Raw genomic sequence first — 23,130 nt, 5'->3', positions numbered from 1 at the left:
TTACTCCTTGGCGACGCGTTTCATGTCCGCATCCATCATCATGCGGATCAGGCTTTCCAGGCCGGTCTTGGGTTTCCAGCCCAGCACCCGTTGCGCTTTGGCCGGATTGCCGAGCAGCACATCGACTTCGGCCGGGCGAAAGAACGCCTGATCGATTTTCACGAAGTCCCGGTAATCCAGGCCGACGTGATCAAACGCGATGTGACACATCTCACGGACAGTGGTGGTGACACCGGTCGCCACCACATAGTCATCGGCCTTTTCCTGCTGCAGCATCAGCCACATGGCTTCGACATAGTCGCCGGCAAAACCCCAGTCGCGCTTGCTGTCGATGTTGCCCAGGCGCAGTTCCTGCTGCTTGCCCTGCTTGATCCGAGCCGCGGCATCGGTGACCTTGCGCGTCACGAACTCGATCCCGCGCAGCGGTGATTCGTGGTTGAACAGAATTCCGCTGGAGGCGTGCAGCTTGAAACTCTCGCGGTAGTTCACCGTGATCCAGTGACCATAGAGCTTGGCGACACCGTAGGGGCTGCGAGGATAGAACGGGGTGTTCTCGTCCTGTTGCTCGGCCTGGATCAGGCCGAACATCTCGCTGGTGGAAGCCTGGTAGAACCGCGTGTGCGGACTGAACTGACGGATCGCCTCGAGCAAGTGGGTCACGCCCAGCCCGTCGACGATGCCAGTGGTCACCGGCTGGTCCCAGGAGGCGGCGACAAAGCTTTGCGCGGCGAGATTGTAGACTTCATCGGGGGCGGCCTTGATCACCGCACGCTGCACTGAGCAGGCGTCGGCCATGTCGCCATCCAGATAGCGAATCTCGCCCTCGATGCCCATCTCACGCAAGCGCCAGCGCGAATCGCTGCTGCGACGCGCCACCAAGCCGTGAACCTGATAACCCTTGTCGAGCAGCAGCTTGGCCAGATAGGCGCCGTCTTGCCCGGTGATCCCTGTGATCAGTGCGCTTTTTGTCATTCTTGTCGTACCCGTGTCTCCCAGTCGGACAGGATCGCCCGCAGGGATTGTTGTGTAGTTACTTCTGGCGTCCAGCCTGTGGCGTGCTGCAGCCTGGCATGGCTGCCACAGACTCGACGTTGTTCGGCGCGGCGAAGGCGCGCCGGGTCCTGGATCAGTTGCATGTCGACTTGCGCGATGTCCGCCAGCTGTTCGATCAAGCCGCGGATACTCTGCTCCTTGCCCGAGCAGACGTTATAGATCTGGCCGGGTATGCCGCTATGGAGCATGGCCAGGTAGGCCGACACCACATCGCTCACATCGAGAAAGTCGCGGGTCACGTCGATGTCGCCGACTTCCAGTCGCGGTGCTTGCAAACCCTGTTTGATCCTGGCGATCTGGCGTGCCGCGCTGGCAATCACAAAGCTGTCTTTCTGCCCGGTGCCGATGTGGTTGAACGGGCGGGCGACCATGACTGGCCAGCCTTCGGTCATGCCCCATTGCTGGCACAGCAATTCCGCCGAGAGTTTGCTCACGGCATACGGATTGCGGGGGCAGGGCGGCTGGTTTTCATCGATGGGCAGGGCGCTCTCGCTCACCTGGCCGTACACATCGCCGGAGCTGATGTACAGGAAGGTGCCGGTGAAGCCGCGGGCCTTGAGCGCCTGCAGCAGATTCAGGGTGCCGAGCAGATTGACCTGCAGGGTCCTGGCCGGATCACGGAACGCTTCGGGGACGAAGGTCTGGCCTGCCAGATGAATCACCGCGTCGGGCAGTTCGGGCCACAAGCCTTCCAGGCTTTGTGGCTGGGAAAGGTCGTAGCGAGAAGCGACAGGCAGGAACTCCCAAACCGAATCGGCAGACGTCAAACGGGATTGAATGTGATGCCCGACGAATCCAGTCAGACCCGTCACGAACAGTCGCTTCTTCAAGCAGCAGCCCCTCAATCAGTAAACTTCGGCACCCTCAGGGTGTGCTGAGAATTCGGAAAATCCTGAGTGATTTTTTCAGGTTTTCCGTGGCGCGAAATTTTTTGTTGTAGTTGTTTGGGGACAATCTGTGCCAATTGACCGGCAATTTCAATAAGTCCATCCGTGACTGGTCAGTTCTCGTTTTCGTAGCCAGGTTTTTCTCATCGGGCTGTTCACGAATCCCCAACGGATGTGTTTAGAATGGCCCTCGTCGCGACCGCCCAGCGATCAGCAAGGCTGCAGTCTGGCCACGCAAAGCTGACCAATAAAACAAGAACGTAGACGGGCATGAGGACAATCGACGAGGCCTGTGAATGCAGGACTTCGTCAATGGCTCTACCGTCATAGAGTGAATCTGCCCAACGGCGGCTTCATCGTGGGATGCCATGAATTTCATTCTTTACTCGGACGTCAACGACAGCTCGATCAGCCAAAGCCTCGGACGTCCAGAATACAGTTACTACTTCGTACTCAAGGCCTACCGTCCGGTACTCGAAAGCCTTGGGCGGGTTCACGTGGTGCAGTCGACTGCCGAAGTCGACCCGCTCTACCAGCAACTCCTGGATAACGGTCAGGAGTGCCTGTTTCTCTCGTTCTCGCCGCCCCACAAGACCCCGACCGACCTGGTCTGCCCGACCCTCTGCGTAGTGGCCTGGGAATTCGACTCGATCCCGGATGAACAGTGGGATGACGATCCGAATCAGGACTGGAGCCGCACACTCGCTCGTCATGGCCGGGTTATCACGCTCTCCAGCCATACCGCCCGTGCCGTGCGCAAGGCGCTGGGGGAAGACTTCCCGGTGCTGGTGCTACCAACGCCTCTGTGGGAAAACTTCGCCGGTATCCGTAGTCAATATCCCAGTGCGGCGATCAATCCTGGAACGACCCTGCAAATCAAAGGTTGCATCATCGACAGCCGCAGGCTCGGGCTTTCCGCTGACGGTTTGATTGCGCCGGTGATTGCAGAAGTGGTGAAAGAGGTAGTGGCCGAGGAGGAACCGCCTGTATGCGAGGAAGCCATCGAGGCCCCACCCTTGACCTGGCGGCGACGTCTGTTCATCAGCAAGCACTACCTGGTTCAGTGGTACCGCGAAGCGCTTCGCGACCTGGTACCCGAGCGGGTTCGGGCGATGGTCGCCAGCCTGCGGCCGGCGCGTGTGCCGCCGGCGCCAGTGGTGGTGCCGGTCCCCGAGCTGGTACCTGAGCTTCAGCCCGAACCACAGCCTTCGGACGAGCATCCGCAAGCCGTGTTCCCGGACACCACCGAACGGGTCGAAACCCAAGTCGACGGGGTGGTCTACGCCAGTGTGTTCAACCCCAATGATGGTCGCAAGAACTGGCACCAGTTGATCACTGCCTTCTGCTGGGCCATGCGTGACGTAGAAGACGCCACGCTGGTGTTGAAGATGACCCAGAGCGATTTGTCCTTGTACTACGTCGAGATGCTCACCTTGCTCTCGCAGTTATCACCCTTTGCCTGTCGCGTCGTCGTCATGCATGGTTATCTGGACGATGAGCAATATGCCCGTCTCTACGGTGCCGCCAGTTTCTACGTCAATGCGTCCCGCTGCGAAGGGCTCTGCCTGCCGTTGATGGAGTTCATGGCCTGTGGCAAACCGGCACTCGTGCCGGCGCATACCGCCATGGAAGACTACATCGACGAGAGCGTGGCCTTTGTCGTCAAATCCAGCCAGGAGCCGGCAGTCTGGCCGCAAGACGCGCGAATCCTGTTTCGCACGTTACGGCACAGGCCCGACTGGGGTTCGCTGAAAGATGCCTACCAGGCCAGTTACCGGATGGCCAAGGAACAACCTGAGGCCTTCCAGGCAATGTCCGAGGCGGCGACTGAACGTATGCGTGACTACTGCGCCTTCGCCCCCGTGCAACAGCGCCTGGCGGATTTTTTCGGGCTGGCCCCGACGATTGAGGTCGCGAGTGCGCCGGCCATGGCTGTGGCGGACAACGCATCATGCTGATCATCATCCATTCGGAAACCAACAAGAGCACCATCCAACAGAACCTCGGCCGGCCGGAGTACAGCTACTATTTCGTGCTCAAGGAGTACCGCCCGGTGCTCGAACGGCTGGGGCAGGTCATCGAAGTCAGCAACCCCGACGAACTGGTCGACCGCTTGTATTTCGACTGTCTGAGTCGCGGTGAGGAATGCGTGTTCCTGTCCTTTTCACCGCCGCACCGCACCCCGATCCACTATGCCTGCCCGACCATTCCGGTGTTCGCGTGGGAGTTCAGCACCATCCCCACCGAAAGCTGGCAAGGCGAACCCCGGCATGACTGGCGCCTGGTACTGGGCGCGTTGGGGGCGGCGATTACCCACTCCAGTTTCACGGTGAACGCGGTGCGCGATGTCATGGGCCGGGATTACCCGATCTGCGCCATTGCGGCGCCGGTCTGGGATCGGTTCGCCACGCGTGGCCGGCAGCTTGCCAGACAGCCTCAAGCCGAGCAGGTGAAACTCAATTTGCGCGGTTTGCTGGTCGATAGCCGTGAGCTGGACCTGCGCCCCTACGGGCCACCAGCCTTGCGCGAAGGCCAACGAATCGACTTCGATGCGCCGGCGCAGGATTGCGAGTTGCTGCTCGATGGCGTGGTCTACACCTCCGTGTTCAATCCGTATGACGGTCGCAAGAACTGGAAGGACATGCTCAGTGCCTTCTGCACGACCTTCCGCGATACCGCCGATGCAACCCTGGTGTTGAAGCTGACCCACCATGACATTGAAGACGCGCTGAGCGACATGCTGCACCACCTCTACAAAAACCAGTCCTATCGCTGCCGTATCGTGTTGATCCACGGTTACCTGGCCGACCCGGACTATGAGCGACTGGTGGAAGCCACCCGCTATGTGGTCAACAGCTCGTACGGCGAGGGCCAGTGCCTGCCGCTGATGGAGTTCATGTCCTGTGGCAAGCCCGCCGTCGCCCCCTGCAACACGGCGATGGCCGACTACGTGGACAGCGACAACACCTTCATCGTCGACTCGACGGATGAACTCACCGCCTGGCCCCACGATCCCCGTGCCGCCTACCGCACGCTGCGTTACAAAACTGACTGGGACTCGTTGTGCTCGGCTTACCGGGCCAGCTATGAGGTGGCCAAAGGCGATCTCGAGCGCTATGCGCGAATGTCCGCGCATGCGGTGCACAGTCTGGAAAAATTCTGCAGCCAGGCCAGCGCCGAACAGCACTTGAAAAGCTTTTTCGCGCAGCTGCTCGATAGCCGCAAGGCGCTCGCCGTGGGAATCCCGCCCGCATGATCGGCTCTTTGATGAGGCGTCTGCGTGGCGTACCGGCCGAACCACTGCTGGCGCCGGTGGCTGAGCCCGTAGTCCCAGTGTCGCCGCGTGATATCGGTTTTCACGACGCGGTGCTCGATGGCTGGTTTCTCAACGACAGCGGTGAACTGCTCAAAGGCTTTGCCATCGGTGCCGACGATACGTTGCTCGATGTCGGTTGCGGCGAGGGTGTCGCCACGCTGTTTGCGATGCGCCAGGGCGCGTCGGTGATTTTTACCGACAGCGAATTCGACAAGGTTCGCGACCTTGCGCGGCAAGTTGGCGCTCAGACTCAAGTGCCTTCCTTGGGCCTGGTCAGTAATAGCTTGCCGCTGCCTTTGGCCGATGGCTGTGCGAACAAGATTGTCTGCATGGAAGTGCTGGAGCATGTCGACCAACCCGAGCAGTTCATGGCCGAGCTGGTGAGAATGGGCAGTCCCGGTGCGCAGTATCTGCTCAGCGTTCCAGATGCCGTGGGCGAGGAGTTACAGAAAGGCATCGCGCCGCCGGGCTATTACCAGTCGCCCAATCACATTCAGATATTTTCCCGGGAGCGCTTTGCCGCGCTGGTTGAAGACGCCGGCCTGGTCATCGAGCATCGGCAGGCCAGCGGCTTCTTCTGGGTCATGGGCATGATCTTTTTCTGGGCCAGTGAACGGGCTGCCGGACGCGATCCCGGCGGTGCCGTGCGTGATCGGATTCACGCTCCTTATCCGCCATTGATGGAGGGTTGGGCGAGAACCTGGCAGGAGCTGCTGGCGCAACCCAATGGCCTGGAGATCAAGCAGCTGCTGGATCAGTTCATGCCCAAGAGCCAGGTGATCATTGCCCGCAAGCCGGGCACGCTGCACACAGCGTCAGCAGCAGGACGCTGATGATGAACGACAAACGGATCATGGACATCGAGATGTTGCGCGCGATTGCCGTGCTCAGCGTGCTGTTCCATCACCTGCAGGATAGTTTGTTTGCCGGGCCCGTTCCGTTGCTGCAGGCGATCACGGCGCGTTTTCAGCTCTGGTGGGGAGTCGATCTGTTTTTTGCCATTTCCGGATTCGTCATTGCCCGTAGTCTGCTCCCGGCCTTGCAAGGCTGCACCTCCCGCGAGGAGTTCTGGCAGCAGACCCGCAACTTCTGGATTCGCCGGGCATTCCGTCTGCTGCCGTCAGCCTGGTTGTGGTTGCTGCTGATTCTGCTGGCCAGTCTGTTTCTCAATCAGTCCGGGGCCTTCGGTACCCTGCAGGCCAACCTTCAGGCGACCCTGGCGGGCTTCCTGCAGTTTGCCAACTTGCGCTTTGCCGACAGTTTCTTTCGCTACGAATACGGGGCCAGTTTTGTTTACTGGAGCCTGTCGCTGGAAGAGCAGTTTTATATACTGCTGCCGCTGTTCATCCTGGTCTTTCGAAAACGGCTGGTCTGGGCATTGCTGGTGCTGGTCGCACTGCAACTCTTCACCCTGCGCACGCCTTGGCTGATGGTGATCAGGACCGATGCCCTGGCCCTCGGTATTTTGCTGGCAATCTGGAGTGGGCGCCCCAGCCATGCTCGCTGGGAGCCCAGGCAGCTGCGGCATTCGTGGCTCGGCGTGCCGTTGCTCTTTGGCATCGGCTTGATCCTGAGCGTGTTGGGCACCGAAACCTTCAACTTGACCCACTACCGCATTGGCGCCATGGCCGTGCTCTGCGCGGTACTGGTCTGGGTCGCGTCCTACAACCGCGACTACCTGTTCCCGCGCGGCCCGTTGAAAAACCTGCTGACCTGGGTCGGCAGCCGCTCCTACGGGATTTATCTGATCCACATCCCGGCCTACTTGCTGGTCCGCGAACTCTGCTTCCGCCTGCAGTCGATGGGGCTGCCGAGCCCGGCCGGTCACCCAATTGCGACCCTGATTATCGCCGCGACCCTGATCGTGCTGTTGAGCGAACTCAACTATCGCTTCATCGAAACGCCCATGCGCAACCGGGGTACAAAACTGCTCGAGCGCTTGAACGCCAGCCGAACCACCGTCCCATCCTCTGGAGCTACCTCATGCTGAGCCTGTTGAAGAAACTCACCTCGGGTACTCCCGCCCCCGTGCAACCAGAGCCTCAGGCGCCAGCGCCGGCCAAGGTCGATCCTTACATGTTGGGCCTGCAGGACGCGGTACTCAGCGGCTGGTTCAACCAGCAGACCAACGAGTTGTTCAAGGGCTTCGAGATTCGTGCGGACGATATCGTCCTGGATGTCGGCTGCGGTGATGGCGGCAATGTGCATTTTTGCGGCATGCGCGGGGCGAAAATCATCATCGCCGATATCGATGCGGCCAAAGTCGAGGCCACGCGACAGCGGCTTGGCGATACTCCGGCCCGGGAAGTGCAGTGTGTAGTCAGTGACTGCAACCCGCTGCCCCTGGCGGATGCCACCGCGACACGGGTGGTTTCTACCGAAGTGATTGAACACGTCGACGACCCGGCGCAGTTTCTCTCGGAACTGGTGCGTGTCGGCAAACCGGGCGCCTTGTACCTGTTGAGCGTCCCGCATCCGAGTTCGGAGACCCTGCAAAAAGACATCGCCGCACCCGAATACTTTCAGAAGCCCAATCACATCCGGGTGATCAGCGAAGAACAGTTCAAACAGATGGTCAGCGACGCCGGCCTGGAAGTGCTCAGCCACGACCAATATGGCTTCTACTGGTCGCTGTGGATGCTGCTGTTCTGGGAGGCCAAGGTCGATTTCGCTAACCCCGATCATCCACTGCTCAACCACTGGGCCGAGACCTGGCGGGCGGTGCTTGAGTCGCCGCGCGGCGCAGTGATCAAACAGGCGCTGGACGCGGTCGTGGCGAAAAGTCAGGTGATCATTGCCCGCAAACCTGCGGCCGAGTAGGTTTCGGGCTGTGCAACAAGGGCCTTGATGGCCCTTTTTGCTGGGCTACAGACGCTACGCCTGCTGCACGAACGTCAGCCTTAGGGCGAAGCCGATCAACAGGCTGCCGAACAACCATTGCTGCACCCGCTGCGCCGAGGGGCTGCGCTCAAGCCAGCGTCCGAGCCCGGCCCCGACCAGGGCGTAACAGCTGTCGAACAATAACCCGACGATCACCAGCACCACGCCCAGCTCGATAAATTGCGTCGCCACCGGGCCGGCGTGCGGGTCGATGAATTGCGGCAGCAACACCGAGCAAAACAGCAACGCCTTGGGGTTGAGCAGGTTGGTCAGCAACCCGCGCTGAATGGCTTCACGCCACAACAAGGTCTTTGTCGGTGCTTCGGCCGGGTTCAGGCTTGGCAACATGTTGGAGCGCAGGCACTGAATACCCAGCCACAGCAGGTACGCCGCACCGGCCAGGCGCACCACTTCGAAGGTCCAGGGTGCGGCCTTGAACAGGGTCGCCAGGCCCAACGCCGCCAGCGCCACATGACAACCGCGAGCGATGGCCAGCCCCACAGCCGTGGCCAGCGCCGCGGCCTTGCCCTGACGCGCGCCGGTTTGCAGCAGCAGGATCATGTCCGGACCCGGCAGCAGATACACCACCGCCAGGGCCAAAAAAAACATCCAGAGTTCTGCCACCTTGCCACCCCATTCGTCATCGATTCGGTGATCAAAGTCTATGCCCGAAGGGCAGGGCAGGTGCTTGCGTAGTCAGCCACTAAAGCAGCTAGACTTGGCACAATCTGCCAATCCATGAATAAAAACAGTCTGGAACTGCCAAGCATGAAACTGGATGCCTACGACCGCCGAATCCTTGCCGCCCTGCAACGGGACGGGCGCCTGAGCAACGTGCAACTGGCCGACGAGATCGGTTTATCAGCCTCGCCCTGTTTGCGCCGGGTTCGATTACTGGAAGAGGCCGGAGTGATTCGCGGCTATCAGGCCAACCTTGACCGTGACGAAGTGGGCCTGGGGTTGACGGTGTTTGTCGGGGTCAAGGTCGAACGGCACAACGACGCCGAAGCCGAAGCCTTTCGCCAGGCCGTGACCGCGTTGCCCGAGGTGATTTCAGCGTTTCTGGTATCGGGGGAATCGGACTTTTTGCTGCAAGTGGTCGTGCCGGATCTACGGGCTTATGAGCGCTTCCTCACCGGCAACCTGCTCAAGTTGCCGGGAGTCAGCGACATCCGCAGCAACTTCGCGATCCACACCGTAAAAACCCCGGGGCCGTTGCCGCTGGGGCATTTGCCGGATTGAAGAATGCTAAAGATCGCAGCCTGCGGCAGCTCCTACAGGGGGGATTTGTGTACACCGACGCTATTGCGGATGAACGCGGTCGCCACGGTTGATCGGCAGCGCCACGCTACATCTGCGTCGCCATCCCCTCCACATTCATCGCCGCCTGGCGCAGCGCTTCGGAGCGGGTCGGGTGCGGGTGGCAGGTCAGGGCGATGTCCTCGGCCGAGGCGGAAAACTCCATGGCCACGCAATATTCGCCAATCATTTCACTGACACTCGGCCCCACCAGGTGAACCCCCAGCACTTCATCCGTGCGCTCGTCCGCCAGCACTTTGGCGAAGCCTTCGGTCTCGTGATTGATCTTCGCCCGGCTGTTGGCGGTGAAGGGGAATTTGCCGACTTTATAAGCCCGGCCTTCGGCCTTGAGCTGCTCTTCGGTCTTGCCGACGCTGGCCAACTCGGGTTTGGTGTAGATCACGTTGGGGATCAGCTCGTAATTGACTTCACTGGCCTTGCCGACGATCTGCTCGATGCAGGCCATGGCTTCGTCTTCGGCCTTGTGGGCGAGCATCGGCCCGGAAGTCACATCGCCGATCACCCAAATGCCCTCGGCTTCGGTGCGCAAGCCCTTGTTCGGCAGCATGCCGCGCGGGTCCGTCGCCAGGCCGACGTTTTCCAGGCCCAGGCCCTGGGTGTAAGGTCGGCGCCCGATGGCGACCAGCACGTAGTCCGCTTCCAGCAGCTCGGCAGCACCACCCGCCGCCGGTTCGACGCTCAGCTGAACGCCGTTGGCCGAGGTGATAGCGCTGGTGACTTTGGAACTCAACTTGAAGGTAATGCCCTGTTTGCCCAATGAGCGTTGCAAGGTTTTGCCGGCCTCGCCATCCACCCCCGGGCAAATGCGATCCAGGTATTCGACCACCGTCACTTGGCTGCCCAGGCGCCGCCATACAGAGCCCAGCTCAAGACCAATCACCCCCGCGCCGATGACCACCAAATGCTTGGGCACTTCACTGAGCGCCAGCGCGCCGGTGGAGTCGAGAATGCGCTGGTTGTCGATCTCCACGCCCGGCAATGGGGTAGGTTCGGAGCCGGTGGCGATGATGATGTGCTTACCGTGAATTTCGGTTTTTCCACCCTGGCTGTCGGTCACCGTGACTTTGCTCGGGCCATCGATATGGCCCCAGCCGATGATCCAGTCGACCTGGTTTTTGCGAAACAGAAACTCGATGCCCTTGGTCAGCCCGGCGACGCTTTGGTCTTTCTGTTTCATCATCTGCGCGAGGTTGAGGGTCGGTTTGACCTCGATGCCAAGGTTGGCGAATTCGGCACCCATGGCCGCGTCATAGAGTTCCGAGGCGTGCAGCAATGCTTTGGAGGGCATGCAGCCGACATTCAGACACGTCCCGCCAAGGGTCGCCCGGCCTTCGACGCACGCCGCCTTCAAACCCAGCTGGCCCGCGCGGATGGCGGCGTTGTAACCGCCGGGGCCACCGCCCAGAATCACGACGTCGTAGGTGCTCATGGCTGCTCTCCTGCTGGGGGGAAGGGAACGTCTAAAGGTAGACCGGGTAAAACATTATGATCGTAATTTGAGTGGTTCGGGTGATAGCCGTCAAGGGGCAGCGATCCCAGAAAAAGGCGCAGTAGCCCAAGGAGCACTGCTCACACTCAGGTCCACCAGTAACGCACCAGATGGAAGAAAATCGGTGCGGCGAAGCACACTGAATCCAGCCGATCGAGCATGCCGCCATGGCCTTCGATCATATGGCCCCAATCCTTCACCCCACGGTCGCGCTTGATGGCCGACATGACGATGCCGCCGGCAAATCCCAGCAGATTGATCAACAACGCAATGAGGAACGCCTGCCAGGGGTTGAACGGGGTGATCCACCACAGCGCGGCACCGATCAGCGAAGCCAGCAGAATGCCGCCGACAAACCCTTCGACGGTTTTCGATGGCGAGAGATTCGGCGCGATCTTGTGTTTGCCCCATAGCTTGCCGCAGACGTACTGCAACACATCCGACAGCTGCACCACGATCACCAGATAGGCGATCAGCAGCAGGTTGCGGCCTTCGTAACCGGGAATGTCGAGGGTCAGCAGCGCCGGCACGAACGACACGCAGAACACTGCGATCATCAGCCCCCATTGGACTTTCGAGGCGCGTTCTAGGAAGTGCGTAGTGTCGCCTCCCAGCGAGGCAAGGATCGGCAGCAGCAGGAACACGTAGACCGGGATGAAGATCGAGAACAGCCCGTACCAGTCGAAATAGATCAGCAAGTACTGCACGGGCAGCGCAAGGTAGAACGCCGCCACCAACGCCGGGTAGTCGCTGCGGCGGGTGGGTGTCAGGGTCAAGAACTCCCGCAGGGCATAGAAGGACACCGCGTAGAACAGCAGGATCACTGCGCTGGTACCGAGCCAGAAGGCGATGCCGATGACCACCACCATCACCCACCAGGCATTGATCCGCGCGTTGAGGTTATCGATCACTGGGTTGGGCGTGTCGCGGGTCCGCAGCTTGAGGATGAAACCGACCAGCGAGGCCAGCAGCAAAATCGCGCCGATCCCGCCGAACAACATCAGGGTTTGCCTATCCATCTCAGGAGTGCTCCGGGGCGAGGGCCAGCAGGGCGTCGCGGCTGCGTTCAAGGAAGTGCACTTTGCTCTCGCTCTCTTCGAGCACAAGCGGTGCCCCGAAGCTGGTTGTGCATAACAACGGCAGTGGCAGGACGCGACCCTTGGGCATGACCCGGTTGAGATTGGCGATCCACACGGGGATCAACTCGACCTGTGGATAATTTTTTGCCAGGTGGTATATCCCGCTTTTGAAGGGCAACAGACCCTCTTCAAGATTGCGCGTGCCCTCCGGAAAAATGATCAGTGAGTCACCGTTTCCCAGAGCGTTCAACATGGGCTGCAAGGGGTTATCCACAGGGTCCTTACGTTCGCGGTCGATCAACACGCCGTTGAACACTCGATTGATGATGTAGCGACGCAACGGGCTTTTTTGCCAGTAATCCGCGCCGGCCACCGGCCGCGTGACCTTGCGCAATGCGGGCGGCAACGACGCCCAGAGCAGCACGAAATCGCCGTGGCTGCTGTGGTTGGCGAAGTAGATGCGCTGCACCGCCTGGGGCGCGCAACCAAGCCACAGGCTGCGAGCGCCGGTGACGGTGCGGGCGGCGGAGGTGATGAGTGTGGCGACCACGGGTTCGAACATGTGGATTCCTTATCCAGTGAACGGCAGCCAAGGGCTGGCGAGGATGACCGCGAGTGGCGGTAGCACTTGCACGGCCAGCAGCTGTACTTGCCGACGCAGCAGTTTCAGCGCGCCGCGGCTGCGCTCGGCCCAGCTCCTGGCAGGTCGATTGGGTTTTTGCAGGCTCAGGCTCTGCAACGCCCGATCCATGGCTTGCGTGCGTTGCGTCAGTTGCTCGGTTTCTGTGGCCATGCGCTGAAACAGGTCCGCGTCGAAGGCTACCCGCAGCGCCCAGTACTTTTGCAACAGCCCGAGCAGCACCATCCACGCGCTGAGGATTAGACAAACCGGGCTGATGGTGGCCAGCAACAATTGCACCAGGCCGAGCAACAGGCCCAGTAGCGTTATGCCTGTCGATAACTGATCCAGCGCCCGACCCCGGCGCAACAGGCTGGCGACGACTTCCAGGGAAAGGTCAGTGGCCATAGGCTGTCCTTATTTGCTCCAGTGCCTGGCGATGGGCCAGGTGCAGTACGATCCCGGGCCGATTCTGTCGAATGTGCATCTGCGCAGCCTCGACGCTGGCCGCGCGACCGGTGTACAGCAGCCAGGCGGCGACGGCTGTGGCACTGCGTGAATAACCCAGTGCGCAGCAAACCAGCAGCGACCCGTGCTGACGCAGGCGCTCAATCGCCTGCGCGGCTTGAAGGCATTGCTCGGCGGTGGGGGCGATAAGGTCGAGCACGGGCAGCGAGTGATAGTGCAGGCTGGGTGCGTGTATCGGCAATTCAGCACACAGGTCGAGGACCGCGCGGAACGGGCTGTCTTTCAGTTCCGACGAAGCCGGGATCCGCCCTAGCCAAACGTTATCCACAACCCGGTTTGCCTGTGGGTATCTTCGGTGCGGGATGTCTTTTGACCCCGGCGGAATGTTACCCACAGCCCGATTCGACTGTGGATATGTTTTTGTCCACAGTCTCGAGTTGATCCAGGCTGCTCCCAGATACGGCGCCAGCAACCAACGAACGGCCGGGCTTAGCCGGCCATCGGCACCCTTCTGGAAGCCGGCGGCATCGAACAGCGCGTAGTTCAACGCCACCATCAACAAGGCCACGGCCGGCCAGAGCAACCACAGCCACCAGCCGCTAGCCGCGAAGGCCGGAACGCCCAGCCCCACTGCTCCCAAGGTATAAAAAAGGGCCAGTCGCCAGCGTTTTTGATCAGCTGCCAGGCGGGCAGTTTGCAGCGGGCTGGGCCGATCCAGCGGCCACAACCAGACGCACAGCCAACCGGCCAGAGCGCCTGTGGGTAAGTCGATAAAGTGGTGTTGATAAGTGCTGAGCACGGAAATCCCGATCAGCAGGAACCAGCCATGCACCAACCAGCGCCAGGCACCCTGTGTATAACGTTGGTAGCAGACCCAGAGCACCACCAGCAGGGCAATGTGCAGGGACGGTGCTTGATTGAAGGGTTTGTCGAAACCCGCCAGCACGTCAAACAGCCAACCGAACACTCCATCCATTTCGGGGCGCTGGAAAGTGAAGCGCAACGGCCAGAGCAGGAAGCAGCTGACCGCGATCGCCTGGGCCGTGATCAGGCGCAAGGCATGGCGCCTGAGCTCGTCGCGGCTGGTCGGCAACAGCAGCGACAACCCATACAGCAAGTCGATCGACCAGTAGGGCACGATGGTCCAGGCGAGGAACGGAATGTGCGACTCCCAGCCAAATACCAGGCTACCGACGTCATCTCGTTGAGCGGAAACCCAGGTGGCGAAACCGTAGGTGCTGAAAAACAACGGCGCCAGCAGCAACAACCAGAGCAGCGCCGATTTCAGCAGGCCAGGCTCGCGCAGAGGCGTTACGGCACTGGTCATCATTGCACCCGCTGCGCCAGTGATACGCTGAAGATGCCCCATTCATCGATCCGCTGCGTGATCTTGCGAAACCCCGCCGCTTCGACCAACTGATCCATTTCCGCCTGACTGCGGCGGCGCATGATCCAGGCCTGACCCTGGCGATGGCTGGTCAGGGCGCGAGCGATAAGCTCCAGTTGCGGGTGCCACGGCTGGCCGGTGTAGACCAGATAGCCGCCGGGCTCGACGGCGGCGGCCAGCCCGGCCAGCGAGCCGCCGACCAGTTGGTTGTCGGCGAACAATTCGTAGAGGCCAGAGACCACGGCCAGGCTCGGTTTTGGCTGCAGCGCCGCGAGATCGCCCTGGTCGAAGGCATCACCTTTGACGAAGCGGGCAATCTCGCTCAACCCTTTCTCGGCAATCAGCGCGCTGCCTTCGCGCACATTGAGGTCGCTGTAGTCGCGTAGCAGGATTGATTCGGGCAGCGGACTGACGCCCTGCAAGGCTTCGAGAATGTAACGTCCATGGCCGGCGGCGATGTCGACGATGTGTACTTCGCGGTGCTGTTCGCGGAGTTGTTCCATCGCCAGGCGCAGCAGTTCCTCCAGGTGCAGTTTGCGCTGGCGAATGCCGCGCCAGCCGATGGAGTTCAGGTAGTTCTGATCGATCATCCGGCCCACGGCGGTGTGCCCGGTCGGCTGTTCGCGATACACGTAATCCAGGGTGCTGCCGGAGTCGAAACCGCTGTCGAAACCGAGTTTGACCCCGGCCGACAGCTGACTGCCCAGCCGCATGCTGGCGCGGGTCAGCCGCCAGTACAGGTCACGCAGCGAGTTGCGTGGCAAGGGGGCCGCCAGCGCTTCGGATTCGGCACAGGTCAGGCCGAGGCGGTCGGCGTCGAGCAGGGAAGGGCGGTGCGCCGGACGCTGGAAGTTTTGCAGGATAAAACGCCTGGCGCTGCTCAGCGCAGTGGCGCGGTCCCGTTCGCCAAGGGTGTCGTGGAAGAACCCCGGAAGAATGTGTTTTTCCTTCTGCAAACTGCCGAGGCGGTCGAAGAATTGCTCCTGGGGTTTGCGATGCACCACGAAGTCCGAGCCGGAGATCAGCAGCTGGGTGGGCACCTGGATCGCCTGGGCATCGGCGACCACGCGGTCCGCCGCTTCATACAGCCCGAGCAACACGTTCACCGAAATTGCTTTGGTGATCAGCGGGTCGCTGTCGTAGGAAGCCACCCGTTGCCGGTCGTGACTGAGCAGGCGCGCCTTGACGTAACTGTTGACGAAGAAATTGCCGCGAAACTTGCGCATCAGGGCCAGGCCCGTCCTCGCGAAGGGTACGTAAAGTTTTACCTTGAACGCCGGAGAGGCCAGTACCAGTGCACGGATTCGCGGCGCGTAGTCGTGGACCCAGGTGGCCACGATCACCGCGCCGACGCTCTGGGCGATTACCGCCATGTTCTCCTGGTCAATCCGGCAGGTCGCGCTCAGGTGGTCGCAGAAAGTCTGCACGTCGCGCACGCTGGTGGCAAAACCCGGGCTGTCGCCCCGGGCACCGGGGGATTGGCCATGACCGCGAGCGTCCCAGGCGAAGAAATCGAATTCGGGGAGGTCCAGTTCATCCACCAGGTGGGCGATACGCCCGGAGTGCTCATGACCGCGGTGAAACAGCACCACGGCCTTGCGCGGCTCACCGGCGGGCAAGGCGCTGGCAGGCCAGTGGCGGTAGAACAGCGGTACCCCGTCGTGGGTGTTGAAAGTCTGTTCCCGGGCTTCGCGCATGCTGATCTCCTTATGCCGATGGGGCGTTGTTGCGGGCTTCTTTCAAGCCCTGACGGACCCGATTGACCAGGGTGTACAGCAGCAGGGCAGCGACCACTAGCAGCAGGCCGTTGATCCAGTCTGCCGCGAGCCAGCCCAGGGCAATCCCGGTCGCCAGCACACCCAGCACCAGCGCTCGATCACTTTTACCCATCGGGCCGTCGTAGCGTCGTGAAGCGCCGATCATTGGCCCGAGCACTCCCGCGTATTCACTGAACAGCGCCAGTAAGGTCACCAGCAACACAATCAGCGGGTCCACTCCCGGGATCATGGCAAACGGCAGGATCAGCGCGCTGTCGGCGATGATGTCGCAGAGCTCATTGAGGTAGGCGCCAAGGGGCGATTGCTGGCCGAACTCACGGGCCAGCATGCCGTCGATGGCATTCAGCGCCATGCGCAGAATCATCCACACTGGTATCAGTGCGAACACCCACAGATGCTCGGCCAAACTGGCCACCGCGACACCCACCAGCACCGAGACCAACCCCGCCAACAGGGTGATTTGATTGGCGGTGTTGCCGTTATCGAACAGGCGTTGAACCAGGGGCCGCAGGAGGTTTTGAAAGGCCGGTTTGAGCTGGTAGATGGAAGGCATGGAGGAGACAGTTCCTTGTCGAGGGTGAAGACCCGGGGGCGGTGTCGCCGCCGCGGGTACTGTGGATGATCAGTGCACTGATGTCTGGTCCTGAGAGTAGCTTGTGGCGAAGGAGCTTGCCCTGGTGCCTCTCAATCAACACAAGCAAGCACGAGTGTGCACCAAGCGAAAATTTCACTACTATCGTTATATCGTAACAAAATGAGCAGTTTGCAACGGCTCGGGGACTTATCCTCAGGTCAGGTTTTGACAACGGCAAGTGCTGGAGTGGTATGCAAATCGATCTGGAAGCGGATGGGGCGGATGTAGAAGGGCTGCCACGGTTTCAACAAGCGGCATTTCACGCGCGACGGTTGAAACGAATGGCTATTGGCCTGGCAGGGTTGGCGGCGATTGCGCTGGTGCTGGGCTTTTTTGTCGGCGTATTTACAGCGCAGTCGGTCTGGCCTGCGTTGCTGGTCAACCAGGCCGCGGCGTTACTGGTCGTGGTCGCAGGCCTGCAATCGGCCTGGTGGGTGAGCCGTTGGCGACAGCAAGCACTGGGGTCTTACCCGCCGGCGACGGTTGAAACCGCCGCCAGCACCCCCGCCGAAACCCTTGGCTGGTACGAGCGGTTGCTGGAGCGCATCAGTCATCAATGGTTCAGGCTGCTGGCGCAGATTGGCGCTCCGACCCTCTGGTTGGCCGGTTGGGCGCTGCTGACACTGTTGAGTATCGAGCAGGTCTGGAACCTGTCGTTGCCCGGGGCGGCAGTGGGGCTGTCGGCCAGTGTCGGGGCGGCACTTTCGTTGTTGCTGGCCTTCGGCTTGCTGGTATTCGAACGTCAGCTGGCTCAGGAAAACCCTGCCGAGTGGCCCGAAGCCGGCCAACTCGGGCAATTGGTCCGGGTAGCGATCATTTGCCTGGTATTGAGCGCGCTTTGTGTGTTTTTCAGCAGTAAGGCTTCGGTGTGGCCGGTGCGTCTGGCGGTGTTGATCGGCCTATTGCCAGGTTTGGTCGCGGTCGAATTTCTGCTGCGTGCCCTGTTGTCGCTGTTCAGCCCGCGTCGTGAACAACTTGAGCCACGTCTGCTGGCGCAGAGTTTTGTCGCCGATATGCTGCGCTGGCCACCGCAGCCCTTGCTGGCGTTGCAGCACGAGCTGCACAACCGCTTTGGCATCGACCTCAGGCAGATCTGGGCCTTCAGTTACATGCGCCGGGCCTTTTTGCCGGTGTTGTTGGTGGTGCTGGCGGTCGGCTGGTTGCTGAGCGGGATTCACGAAATTCCGCTGCAAGGGCGGGGCATTTACGAACGATTCGGCAAACCGGTGGAAGTCTTCGGGCCCGGACTGCACGCCGGGTTACCGTGGCCGTTGGGCCGAGTGCTGAGCGTCGAGAATGGCGTGGTGCATGAGTTGGCCACCAGTGGTGAAGCGCCTGTCGCAACAGTGCTCGAGCCGGCGGAAGGTCCCGCGCCGTTGATTGCCAATCGGCTGTGGGACGCCAGCCATGTGAATGACAAATCCCAGGTGATCGCCAGCAGTCGCGCTGACAAACAGAGCTTTCAGATCGTCAACATGGACGTACGCTTTGTCTATCGCATTGGCTTGACCGATCAGGCGGCGCTGGCGGCGACCTATAACAGCGCAGATGTACCGAGCCTGATTCGCAGCACCGCCAGCCGGATTCTGGTTCACGATTTCGCCTCGCGGACGCTTGATGGTTTGCTGGGCGAGGATCGTCAGGGGCTTGCCGAAGAGATCGGCCGCGCCGTGCAGGCTGACTTGCACAAGCTCGACAGTGGCGTGGAAATTCTCGCTACGGTGGTCGAAGCGATTCATCCGCCGGCGGGTGCCGCCAATGCTTATCACGGGGTGCAGGCGGCGCAGATTGGCGCTCAGGCATTGATCTCCCGTGAGCGCGGAGCGGCCAGCGAACAGACCAATCAGGCGCAGTTGCAGGCCAGCATTGCCCGCGATCAAGCGCTGGCCATTGCCCATGAAATCAGCGCCACTGCCCAGGCTGCCGACCGGCGTTTTGCTGCCGAGCAAAAGGCTTATGCCGTGGCCGGCCAGGCTTTTGTGCTGGAGCAATACTTCAGTCAGCTGACCTTCGGTCTGGCTAACGCCAGGCTACTGGTTCTCGACCATCGACTCGGTGCCAACGGGGCGCCAACCATCGATCTACGCACTTTCACGCTACCGGCTGACCCTGCGGCGCCGCGTAATGCCGTTCAGCCAGGAGCCGCCCAATGAGCCAACTGCATTCCCACGATGAGCATCAAGACCCTGCCAGCCACGAGCACGGGCATCATCATGGTCACCACCACCACCATCATCACCATGGTGAGCCGCAGGAGGCCGGGCCTTTTCCTTGGCGGCGCATGGCCTGGGCCGCGTTGTTGGTGTTGTTTGCCATTGCCGCCGCGAGTCTGGTGCAAGTGCGTTCCGGCGAAGCGACGGTGATTACCCGCTTCGGTAACCCGTCGCGGGTGCTGCTCGATCCTGGTCTGAGCTGGCGCTGGCCGGCACCGTTCGAAGCGGCGATCCCGGTGGATCTGCGATTGCGCACCACCTCCAGCGGTCTGCAGGACGTCGGTACCCGCGATGGTTTGCGGATCATTGTGCAGGCTTACGTGGCGTGGCAGGTGCAGGGTGACCCGGATAATGTGCAGCGCTTTATGCGCGCGGTGCAAAATCAGCCGGACGAAGCGGCGCGGCAGATTCGCACCTTTGTCGGCTCGGCACTGGAAACCACGGCCAGCAGTTTCGACCTGGCGAATCTGGTGAACACTGACGCCAACCAGGTCCGCATTGCCGACTTCGAAGCGCAGTTGCGCAAGCAGATCGATCAGCAACTGCTCACCACCTATGGCGTACGTGTGCTGCAAGTCGGCATCGAACGGCTGACCCTGCCATCGGTGACCCTGACCGCCACCGTCGACCGCATGCGTGCCGAGCGTGAAACCATCGCCACCGAGCGCACGGCAATTGGCAAACGCGAAGCGGCGCAGATTCGCTCCGCTGCCGAGCGTGATGCGCGAATCATGCAAGCCGATGCAACGGTAAAAGCTGCTGATATCGAAGCTCAATCCCGGGTCGAAGCCGCGCAGATTTACGGCCGCGCATACGCGGGTTCGCCGCAGCTGTATAACTTGCTGCGTTCGTTGGACACCTTGGGCACGGTCGTCACTCCGGGTAGCAAACTGATTTTGCGCACCGATGCCGCGCCATTCCGGGTGTTGGTTGATGGGCCGCCCAGTCTCGGGACCAAGGCCGAGACGCAACCATGAATAAGGTTCCACGTGGAACAAATGCAGTCGACAGCCCTTGGATTCAAGCCGGCCGTTTGGCTTTTCTCGCGTTGTACGCGGTGACGATATTGGCGGCACTGGCATGGTTGTTCTCCAATGTGCGGCAAATCGATCCGCAGAATCGGGCTGTGGTGGTGCAGTTCGGCGCCCTGGATCGGATTCAGAATGCCGGTTTGCTGTTGGCCTGGCCGCGCCCCTTCGAGCAGGTGGTGTTGTTGCCGGCGGCAGATCGGGTGATCGAGCGCCGGGTGGAAAACCTGCTGCGCTCGGATGCCGCACTGCAGGGCGATCGAGTGGCGAGTTTCGCTACACCGCTCAGTGATGCCCTGGCCGGTTCCGGTTACTTGCTGACGGGTGACGCCGGTGTGGTGCAACTCGACGTGCGAGTCTTCTACAAAGTCACCGAACCCTATGCTTTCGTCCTGCAAGGCGAACATGTACTGCCGGCGCTGGATCGGCTGGTAACCCGCAGTGCGGTGGCGCTGACTGCCGCGCGAGATCTGGACACTATTCTGGTGGCGCGCCCCGAGTTGATCGGCGCGGACAACCAGGCCGCTGAGCGTCGCGAGCGACTGCGTGGCGACCTGGTGCGCGGGGTTAACCAACGTCTGGCCGAGTTGACCGTGACCGGACAGGGCTTGGGGATCGAGGTGGCGCGGGTCGATGTGCAATCGAGTTTGCCCGGCCCCGCGGTGAACGCCTTCAACGCCGTGCTGACCGCCAGTCAACAGGCTGACAAAGCTGTGGCAAATGCGCGAACCGACGCCGAAAAACTCACCCAGACTGCCACCCAGCAAGCCGACCGAGCCCTGCAAGTTGCCCACGCCCAAGCCAGTGAACGCCTGGCCAAAGCCTCGGCCGACACCGCGACAGTATTGAGCCTGACTCAAGCGCAGCAGAAGGGCGCCGACCCGCAAATGCTCCTGCGCATTTACCGCGAGCGTCTACCGAAAATCCTTGGCCAGGCCGGGTCGGTAACCGCGGTCGATCCTAAAGACGATTCGCGCCTGATCATCCAGGGAGCCGAACAATGACTGCCCAAACCTCCGCCACACAACCTGCGGTGAGCATGCTGACGTCTGTCGAACAACGAAGCGCCGCTCGCCAACTGACCTTGGCCATGCTCGCTCTCGGGTTGCTCGCCCTGGGGCTGGTCTGGCGCTGGTGGGCGCCGGAGCAAAGCGGCGTCAGTCAGTTGCTGCTGGGTTTTGCCTCATTGCTGGTGGCCGTGCCGGTGATGCGTTCGGCCTGGTACAGCCTGCGTTACCCGAGTCTGCACGGCATCACCGATCAATTGATCGCTCTGGCGATGATGGGCGCCTGGGCGACTGGCGATTTGCTGACCGCGGCCTTGCTGCCGATCATCATGATCTTCGGTCATGTGCTGGAAGAGCGCAGCGTGATTGGCTCCCAGGAAGCCATTCATGCCCTGGGCAAGTTGACTCGTAGCCATGCGCGGCGAGTACAGGCCGACGGCACGATTATCGAAGTGGACAACGCCACGCTCAAGACCGGAGACCAGGTGGAAGTGCGCGCCGGTGATCGGGTGCCGGCGGATGGCCTGGTACTTTCCGGACAAGCCAGCCTGGATACGGCGCCTATCACCGGTGAGTCGGTGCCGCTGGAGGCGAGTGTTGGCATGCAGGTATTCGGCGGGGCGATCAACCTCGATGGCTTGCTGCGGATTGAAGTCACCCGCACCGGTACTGAGTCGACGTTGGGCAAAGTGATCGCCCTGATGCAGAGCGCCGAGCGTTCGAAACCGCCAATCACCCGTCTGCTTGAACGTTATGCCGGCAGCTATATGGTGTTGGTCTTGTTGCTGGCGGCCGTCACCTGGTTTATCAGCAACGATGCCCAGGCGATGTTGGCGGTGTTGGTGGCGGCCTGTCCTTGCGCTCTGGTGTTGTCGGCGCCGGCCACGGCAATTGCCGGGATTGCCGTGGCGGCTCGTCACGGGATTCTGATTCGCAGCTCGGCGTTTCTCGAAGAGCTGGCAGACCTGACTTCGCTGGTGGTCGACAAGACAGGGACCCTGACCTTCGGCACCCTGCGTCTGCAGTCGATCGACAGCCCGGTCGAGGATCGCAGCCCATTGCTGAAGCTGGCAGCCAGCCTTGGCTCTGCCAGCAGCCATCCGGTCAGCCGAGCGTTGGCCGGGTTGGTGACGCAAGAGCATTTTCTGCTGTTGTCGGATATTCGTGAGCGCCAGGGTCTGGGTGTGGTTGCGCAGACCGAGCAGGGCGAGGCGGCACTCGGTCGCCCAGAGTTGTTTGCCCAGCTGCAGATCGCCACGTCTGCCGTGCCCGAGCATGACGGCCCGATCGCCGGCCTCGCGCTGGACGGGCAATTTCTCGGCTGGCTGTTGCTCGCGGACAGCATCAAACCCGAGGCTCGCCACGCCCTGAGCGAGTTGCGTGAACTGGGCCTGGGGCGGCAATTGCTGCTCACCGGTGACCGGCAAAGCGTCGCCCATAGCCTGGCCCATGAAGTCGGGATCAGCGATGTCGAGGCTCAGGCCTTGCCCGAAGACAAGCTCAACCGGGTACTGGAAGAAATTCACAGTGGTTTCAGGCCGATGGTGGTGGGGGACGGGATAAACGATTCGCTGGCCCTCAAGGCCGGGGTCGTCGGTGTAGCCATGGGCGCGGGCGGGGCGGACATTGCGCTGGCCTCGGCCGATATCGTGCTGATCGGCAGCGACCTGCGGCGCCTGGGCACCTGTGTGCGTCTGAGTCGCCAGTGTCGGCAGACGCTGCAGGTCAACGTGATCATCGGTCTGGGCTGGACCCTGGCGATTGTCGCTTTTGCCGCCTTTGGCTGGTTGGGTGCCGCTGGGGCGATGATTGCGGCCGTGCTGCATAACCTCAGTACCTTGTTGGTATTGGGTAACGCGGGACGGTTGCTGCGTTTTCAGGAGCCGTTGCTCAAGCTCAAAGAAGACGATTGATCAGCGAGGAGTTTTTTCTGGTTTTTTTTTGCCTCGGCTGTAACAGCCGGGGCGTGTCT

The 23,130-nt window shown here is 61.3% G+C and carries 20 protein-coding genes; 10 read left to right on the top strand and 10 right to left on the bottom strand.

Translation table 11 applies throughout. The annotated features are described in order from the left end of the window. Complete coding sequence (gene gmd, locus AC3IUA_RS30395; protein WP_489358461.1) at positions 1–972, bottom strand: GDP-mannose 4,6-dehydratase; 972 nt, start codon at positions 970–972, stop codon at positions 1–3. Then, complete coding sequence (locus tag AC3IUA_RS30390) at positions 969–1,883, bottom strand: GDP-mannose 4,6-dehydratase (RefSeq protein WP_489358460.1); 915 nt, start codon at positions 1,881–1,883, stop codon at positions 969–971. The genes gmd and AC3IUA_RS30390 overlap by 4 nt, the downstream gene beginning before the upstream one ends. A 425-nt stretch (positions 1,884–2,308) precedes the next feature. Here AC3IUA_RS30390 and AC3IUA_RS30385 point away from each other — a divergent pair, with 425 nt between their 5' ends. Genes AC3IUA_RS30385 through AC3IUA_RS30365 form a run of 5 tightly spaced genes read left to right on the top strand, consistent with a single transcriptional unit; the run spans position 2,309 to position 8,076 of the window. Next, positions 2,309–3,898 (top strand): glycosyltransferase, encoded by a 1,590-nt coding sequence (locus AC3IUA_RS30385; RefSeq protein ID WP_489358459.1) that lies wholly within the window; start codon positions 2,309–2,311, stop codon positions 3,896–3,898. Beyond that, entirely contained in the window at positions 3,892–5,196 is a 1,305-nt protein-coding gene (locus AC3IUA_RS30380; RefSeq protein ID WP_489358458.1) for a glycosyltransferase, read from the top strand. The genes AC3IUA_RS30385 and AC3IUA_RS30380 overlap by 7 nt, the downstream gene beginning before the upstream one ends. Then, on the top strand, positions 5,193–6,089 hold the full coding sequence (locus tag AC3IUA_RS30375; protein WP_489358457.1) for a class I SAM-dependent methyltransferase: 897 nt from the start codon (positions 5,193–5,195) through the stop codon (positions 6,087–6,089). The genes AC3IUA_RS30380 and AC3IUA_RS30375 overlap by 4 nt, the downstream gene beginning before the upstream one ends. 2 nt (positions 6,090–6,091) lie before the next feature. Next, positions 6,092–7,246, top strand: coding sequence for an acyltransferase family protein (locus AC3IUA_RS30370; RefSeq protein ID WP_489358456.1), 1,155 nt, complete (start codon positions 6,092–6,094; stop codon positions 7,244–7,246). Next, a complete protein-coding gene (locus AC3IUA_RS30365) occupies positions 7,240–8,076 on the top strand; it encodes a class I SAM-dependent methyltransferase (protein WP_489358455.1) in 837 nt (278 codons plus the stop codon). The genes AC3IUA_RS30370 and AC3IUA_RS30365 overlap by 7 nt, the downstream gene beginning before the upstream one ends. Before the next feature lie 54 nt (positions 8,077–8,130). On the opposite strand, the gene AC3IUA_RS30360 is transcribed toward AC3IUA_RS30365, so the two are convergent. Continuing rightward, positions 8,131–8,760, bottom strand: coding sequence for a LysE family translocator (locus AC3IUA_RS30360; RefSeq protein WP_489358454.1), 630 nt, complete (start codon positions 8,758–8,760; stop codon positions 8,131–8,133). Between the two features lie 144 nt (positions 8,761–8,904). On the opposite strand from AC3IUA_RS30360, the gene AC3IUA_RS30355 reads away from it, so the two are divergent. Then, positions 8,905–9,378 carry an Lrp/AsnC family transcriptional regulator gene (locus tag AC3IUA_RS30355; protein ID WP_489362533.1) on the top strand — a complete coding sequence of 158 codons (474 nt, stop codon included), beginning with the start codon at positions 8,905–8,907 and terminating at the stop codon, positions 9,376–9,378. 106 nt (positions 9,379–9,484) lie between these two features. Here the strand turns inward: AC3IUA_RS30355 and lpdA are convergent, their stop codons facing one another. The 7 genes from lpdA to AC3IUA_RS30320 all read right to left on the bottom strand — a co-directional run bounded on the left by lpdA (position 9,485) and on the right by AC3IUA_RS30320 (position 16,829). After that, entirely contained in the window at positions 9,485–10,885 is a 1,401-nt protein-coding gene (lpdA, locus tag AC3IUA_RS30350) for a dihydrolipoyl dehydrogenase (RefSeq protein WP_489358453.1), read from the bottom strand. A 146-nt stretch (positions 10,886–11,031) separates the two neighbouring features. Then, the gene (locus tag AC3IUA_RS30345) at positions 11,032–11,964 is read right to left on the bottom strand and encodes a phosphatidate cytidylyltransferase (RefSeq protein ID WP_489358452.1); all 933 of its coding nucleotides are present in this window, start codon (positions 11,962–11,964) and stop codon (positions 11,032–11,034) included. 1 nt (position 11,965) lies between these two features. After that, on the bottom strand, positions 11,966–12,586 hold the full coding sequence (locus tag AC3IUA_RS30340; RefSeq protein ID WP_489358451.1) for a lysophospholipid acyltransferase family protein: 621 nt from the start codon (positions 12,584–12,586) through the stop codon (positions 11,966–11,968). A gap of 9 nt (positions 12,587–12,595) precedes the next feature. Further along, positions 12,596–13,051 carry a hypothetical protein gene (locus AC3IUA_RS30335; RefSeq protein WP_489358450.1) on the bottom strand — a complete coding sequence of 152 codons (456 nt, stop codon included), beginning with the start codon at positions 13,049–13,051 and terminating at the stop codon, positions 12,596–12,598. Next, a complete protein-coding gene (locus AC3IUA_RS30330; RefSeq protein WP_489362531.1) occupies positions 13,041–14,438 on the bottom strand; it encodes a phosphatase PAP2/dual specificity phosphatase family protein in 1,398 nt (465 codons plus the stop codon). Before AC3IUA_RS30330 ends, AC3IUA_RS30335 begins: the two co-directional genes overlap by 11 nt. Then, a complete protein-coding gene (locus AC3IUA_RS30325; protein ID WP_489358449.1) occupies positions 14,438–16,195 on the bottom strand; it encodes a bifunctional alpha/beta hydrolase/class I SAM-dependent methyltransferase in 1,758 nt (585 codons plus the stop codon). The genes AC3IUA_RS30330 and AC3IUA_RS30325 overlap by 1 nt, the downstream gene beginning before the upstream one ends. 10 nt (positions 16,196–16,205) lie before the next feature. Further along, complete coding sequence (locus AC3IUA_RS30320; protein WP_489358448.1) at positions 16,206–16,829, bottom strand: CDP-alcohol phosphatidyltransferase family protein; 624 nt, start codon at positions 16,827–16,829, stop codon at positions 16,206–16,208. A gap of 272 nt (positions 16,830–17,101) precedes the next feature. On the opposite strand from AC3IUA_RS30320, the gene hflK (AC3IUA_RS30315) reads away from it, so the two are divergent. From hflK (AC3IUA_RS30315) to AC3IUA_RS30300, 4 genes are read left to right on the top strand one after another with little or no spacing between them, the layout of a single operon-like run. Then, positions 17,102–19,063, top strand: coding sequence for a protease modulator HflK (hflK, locus tag AC3IUA_RS30315; RefSeq protein WP_489358447.1), 1,962 nt, complete (start codon positions 17,102–17,104; stop codon positions 19,061–19,063). Then, positions 19,060–20,100, top strand: coding sequence for a protease modulator HflC (gene hflC, locus AC3IUA_RS30310; protein ID WP_489358446.1), 1,041 nt, complete (start codon positions 19,060–19,062; stop codon positions 20,098–20,100). The genes hflK (AC3IUA_RS30315) and hflC overlap by 4 nt, the downstream gene beginning before the upstream one ends. Continuing rightward, positions 20,097–21,155, top strand: a complete 1,059-nt coding sequence (gene hflK, locus AC3IUA_RS30305; protein ID WP_489358445.1) for a protease modulator HflK — start codon at positions 20,097–20,099, stop codon at positions 21,153–21,155. The genes hflC and hflK (AC3IUA_RS30305) overlap by 4 nt, the downstream gene beginning before the upstream one ends. Next, on the top strand, positions 21,152–23,071 hold the full coding sequence (locus tag AC3IUA_RS30300; protein WP_489358443.1) for a cation-translocating P-type ATPase: 1,920 nt from the start codon (positions 21,152–21,154) through the stop codon (positions 23,069–23,071). The genes hflK (AC3IUA_RS30305) and AC3IUA_RS30300 overlap by 4 nt, the downstream gene beginning before the upstream one ends. The last annotated feature ends 59 nt before the right edge of the window (positions 23,072–23,130 follow it).

It is taken from the genome of Pseudomonas sp. KH_050, assembly GCF_057838875.1.
This window is presented reverse-complemented; position numbering and strand designations above follow the sequence as displayed.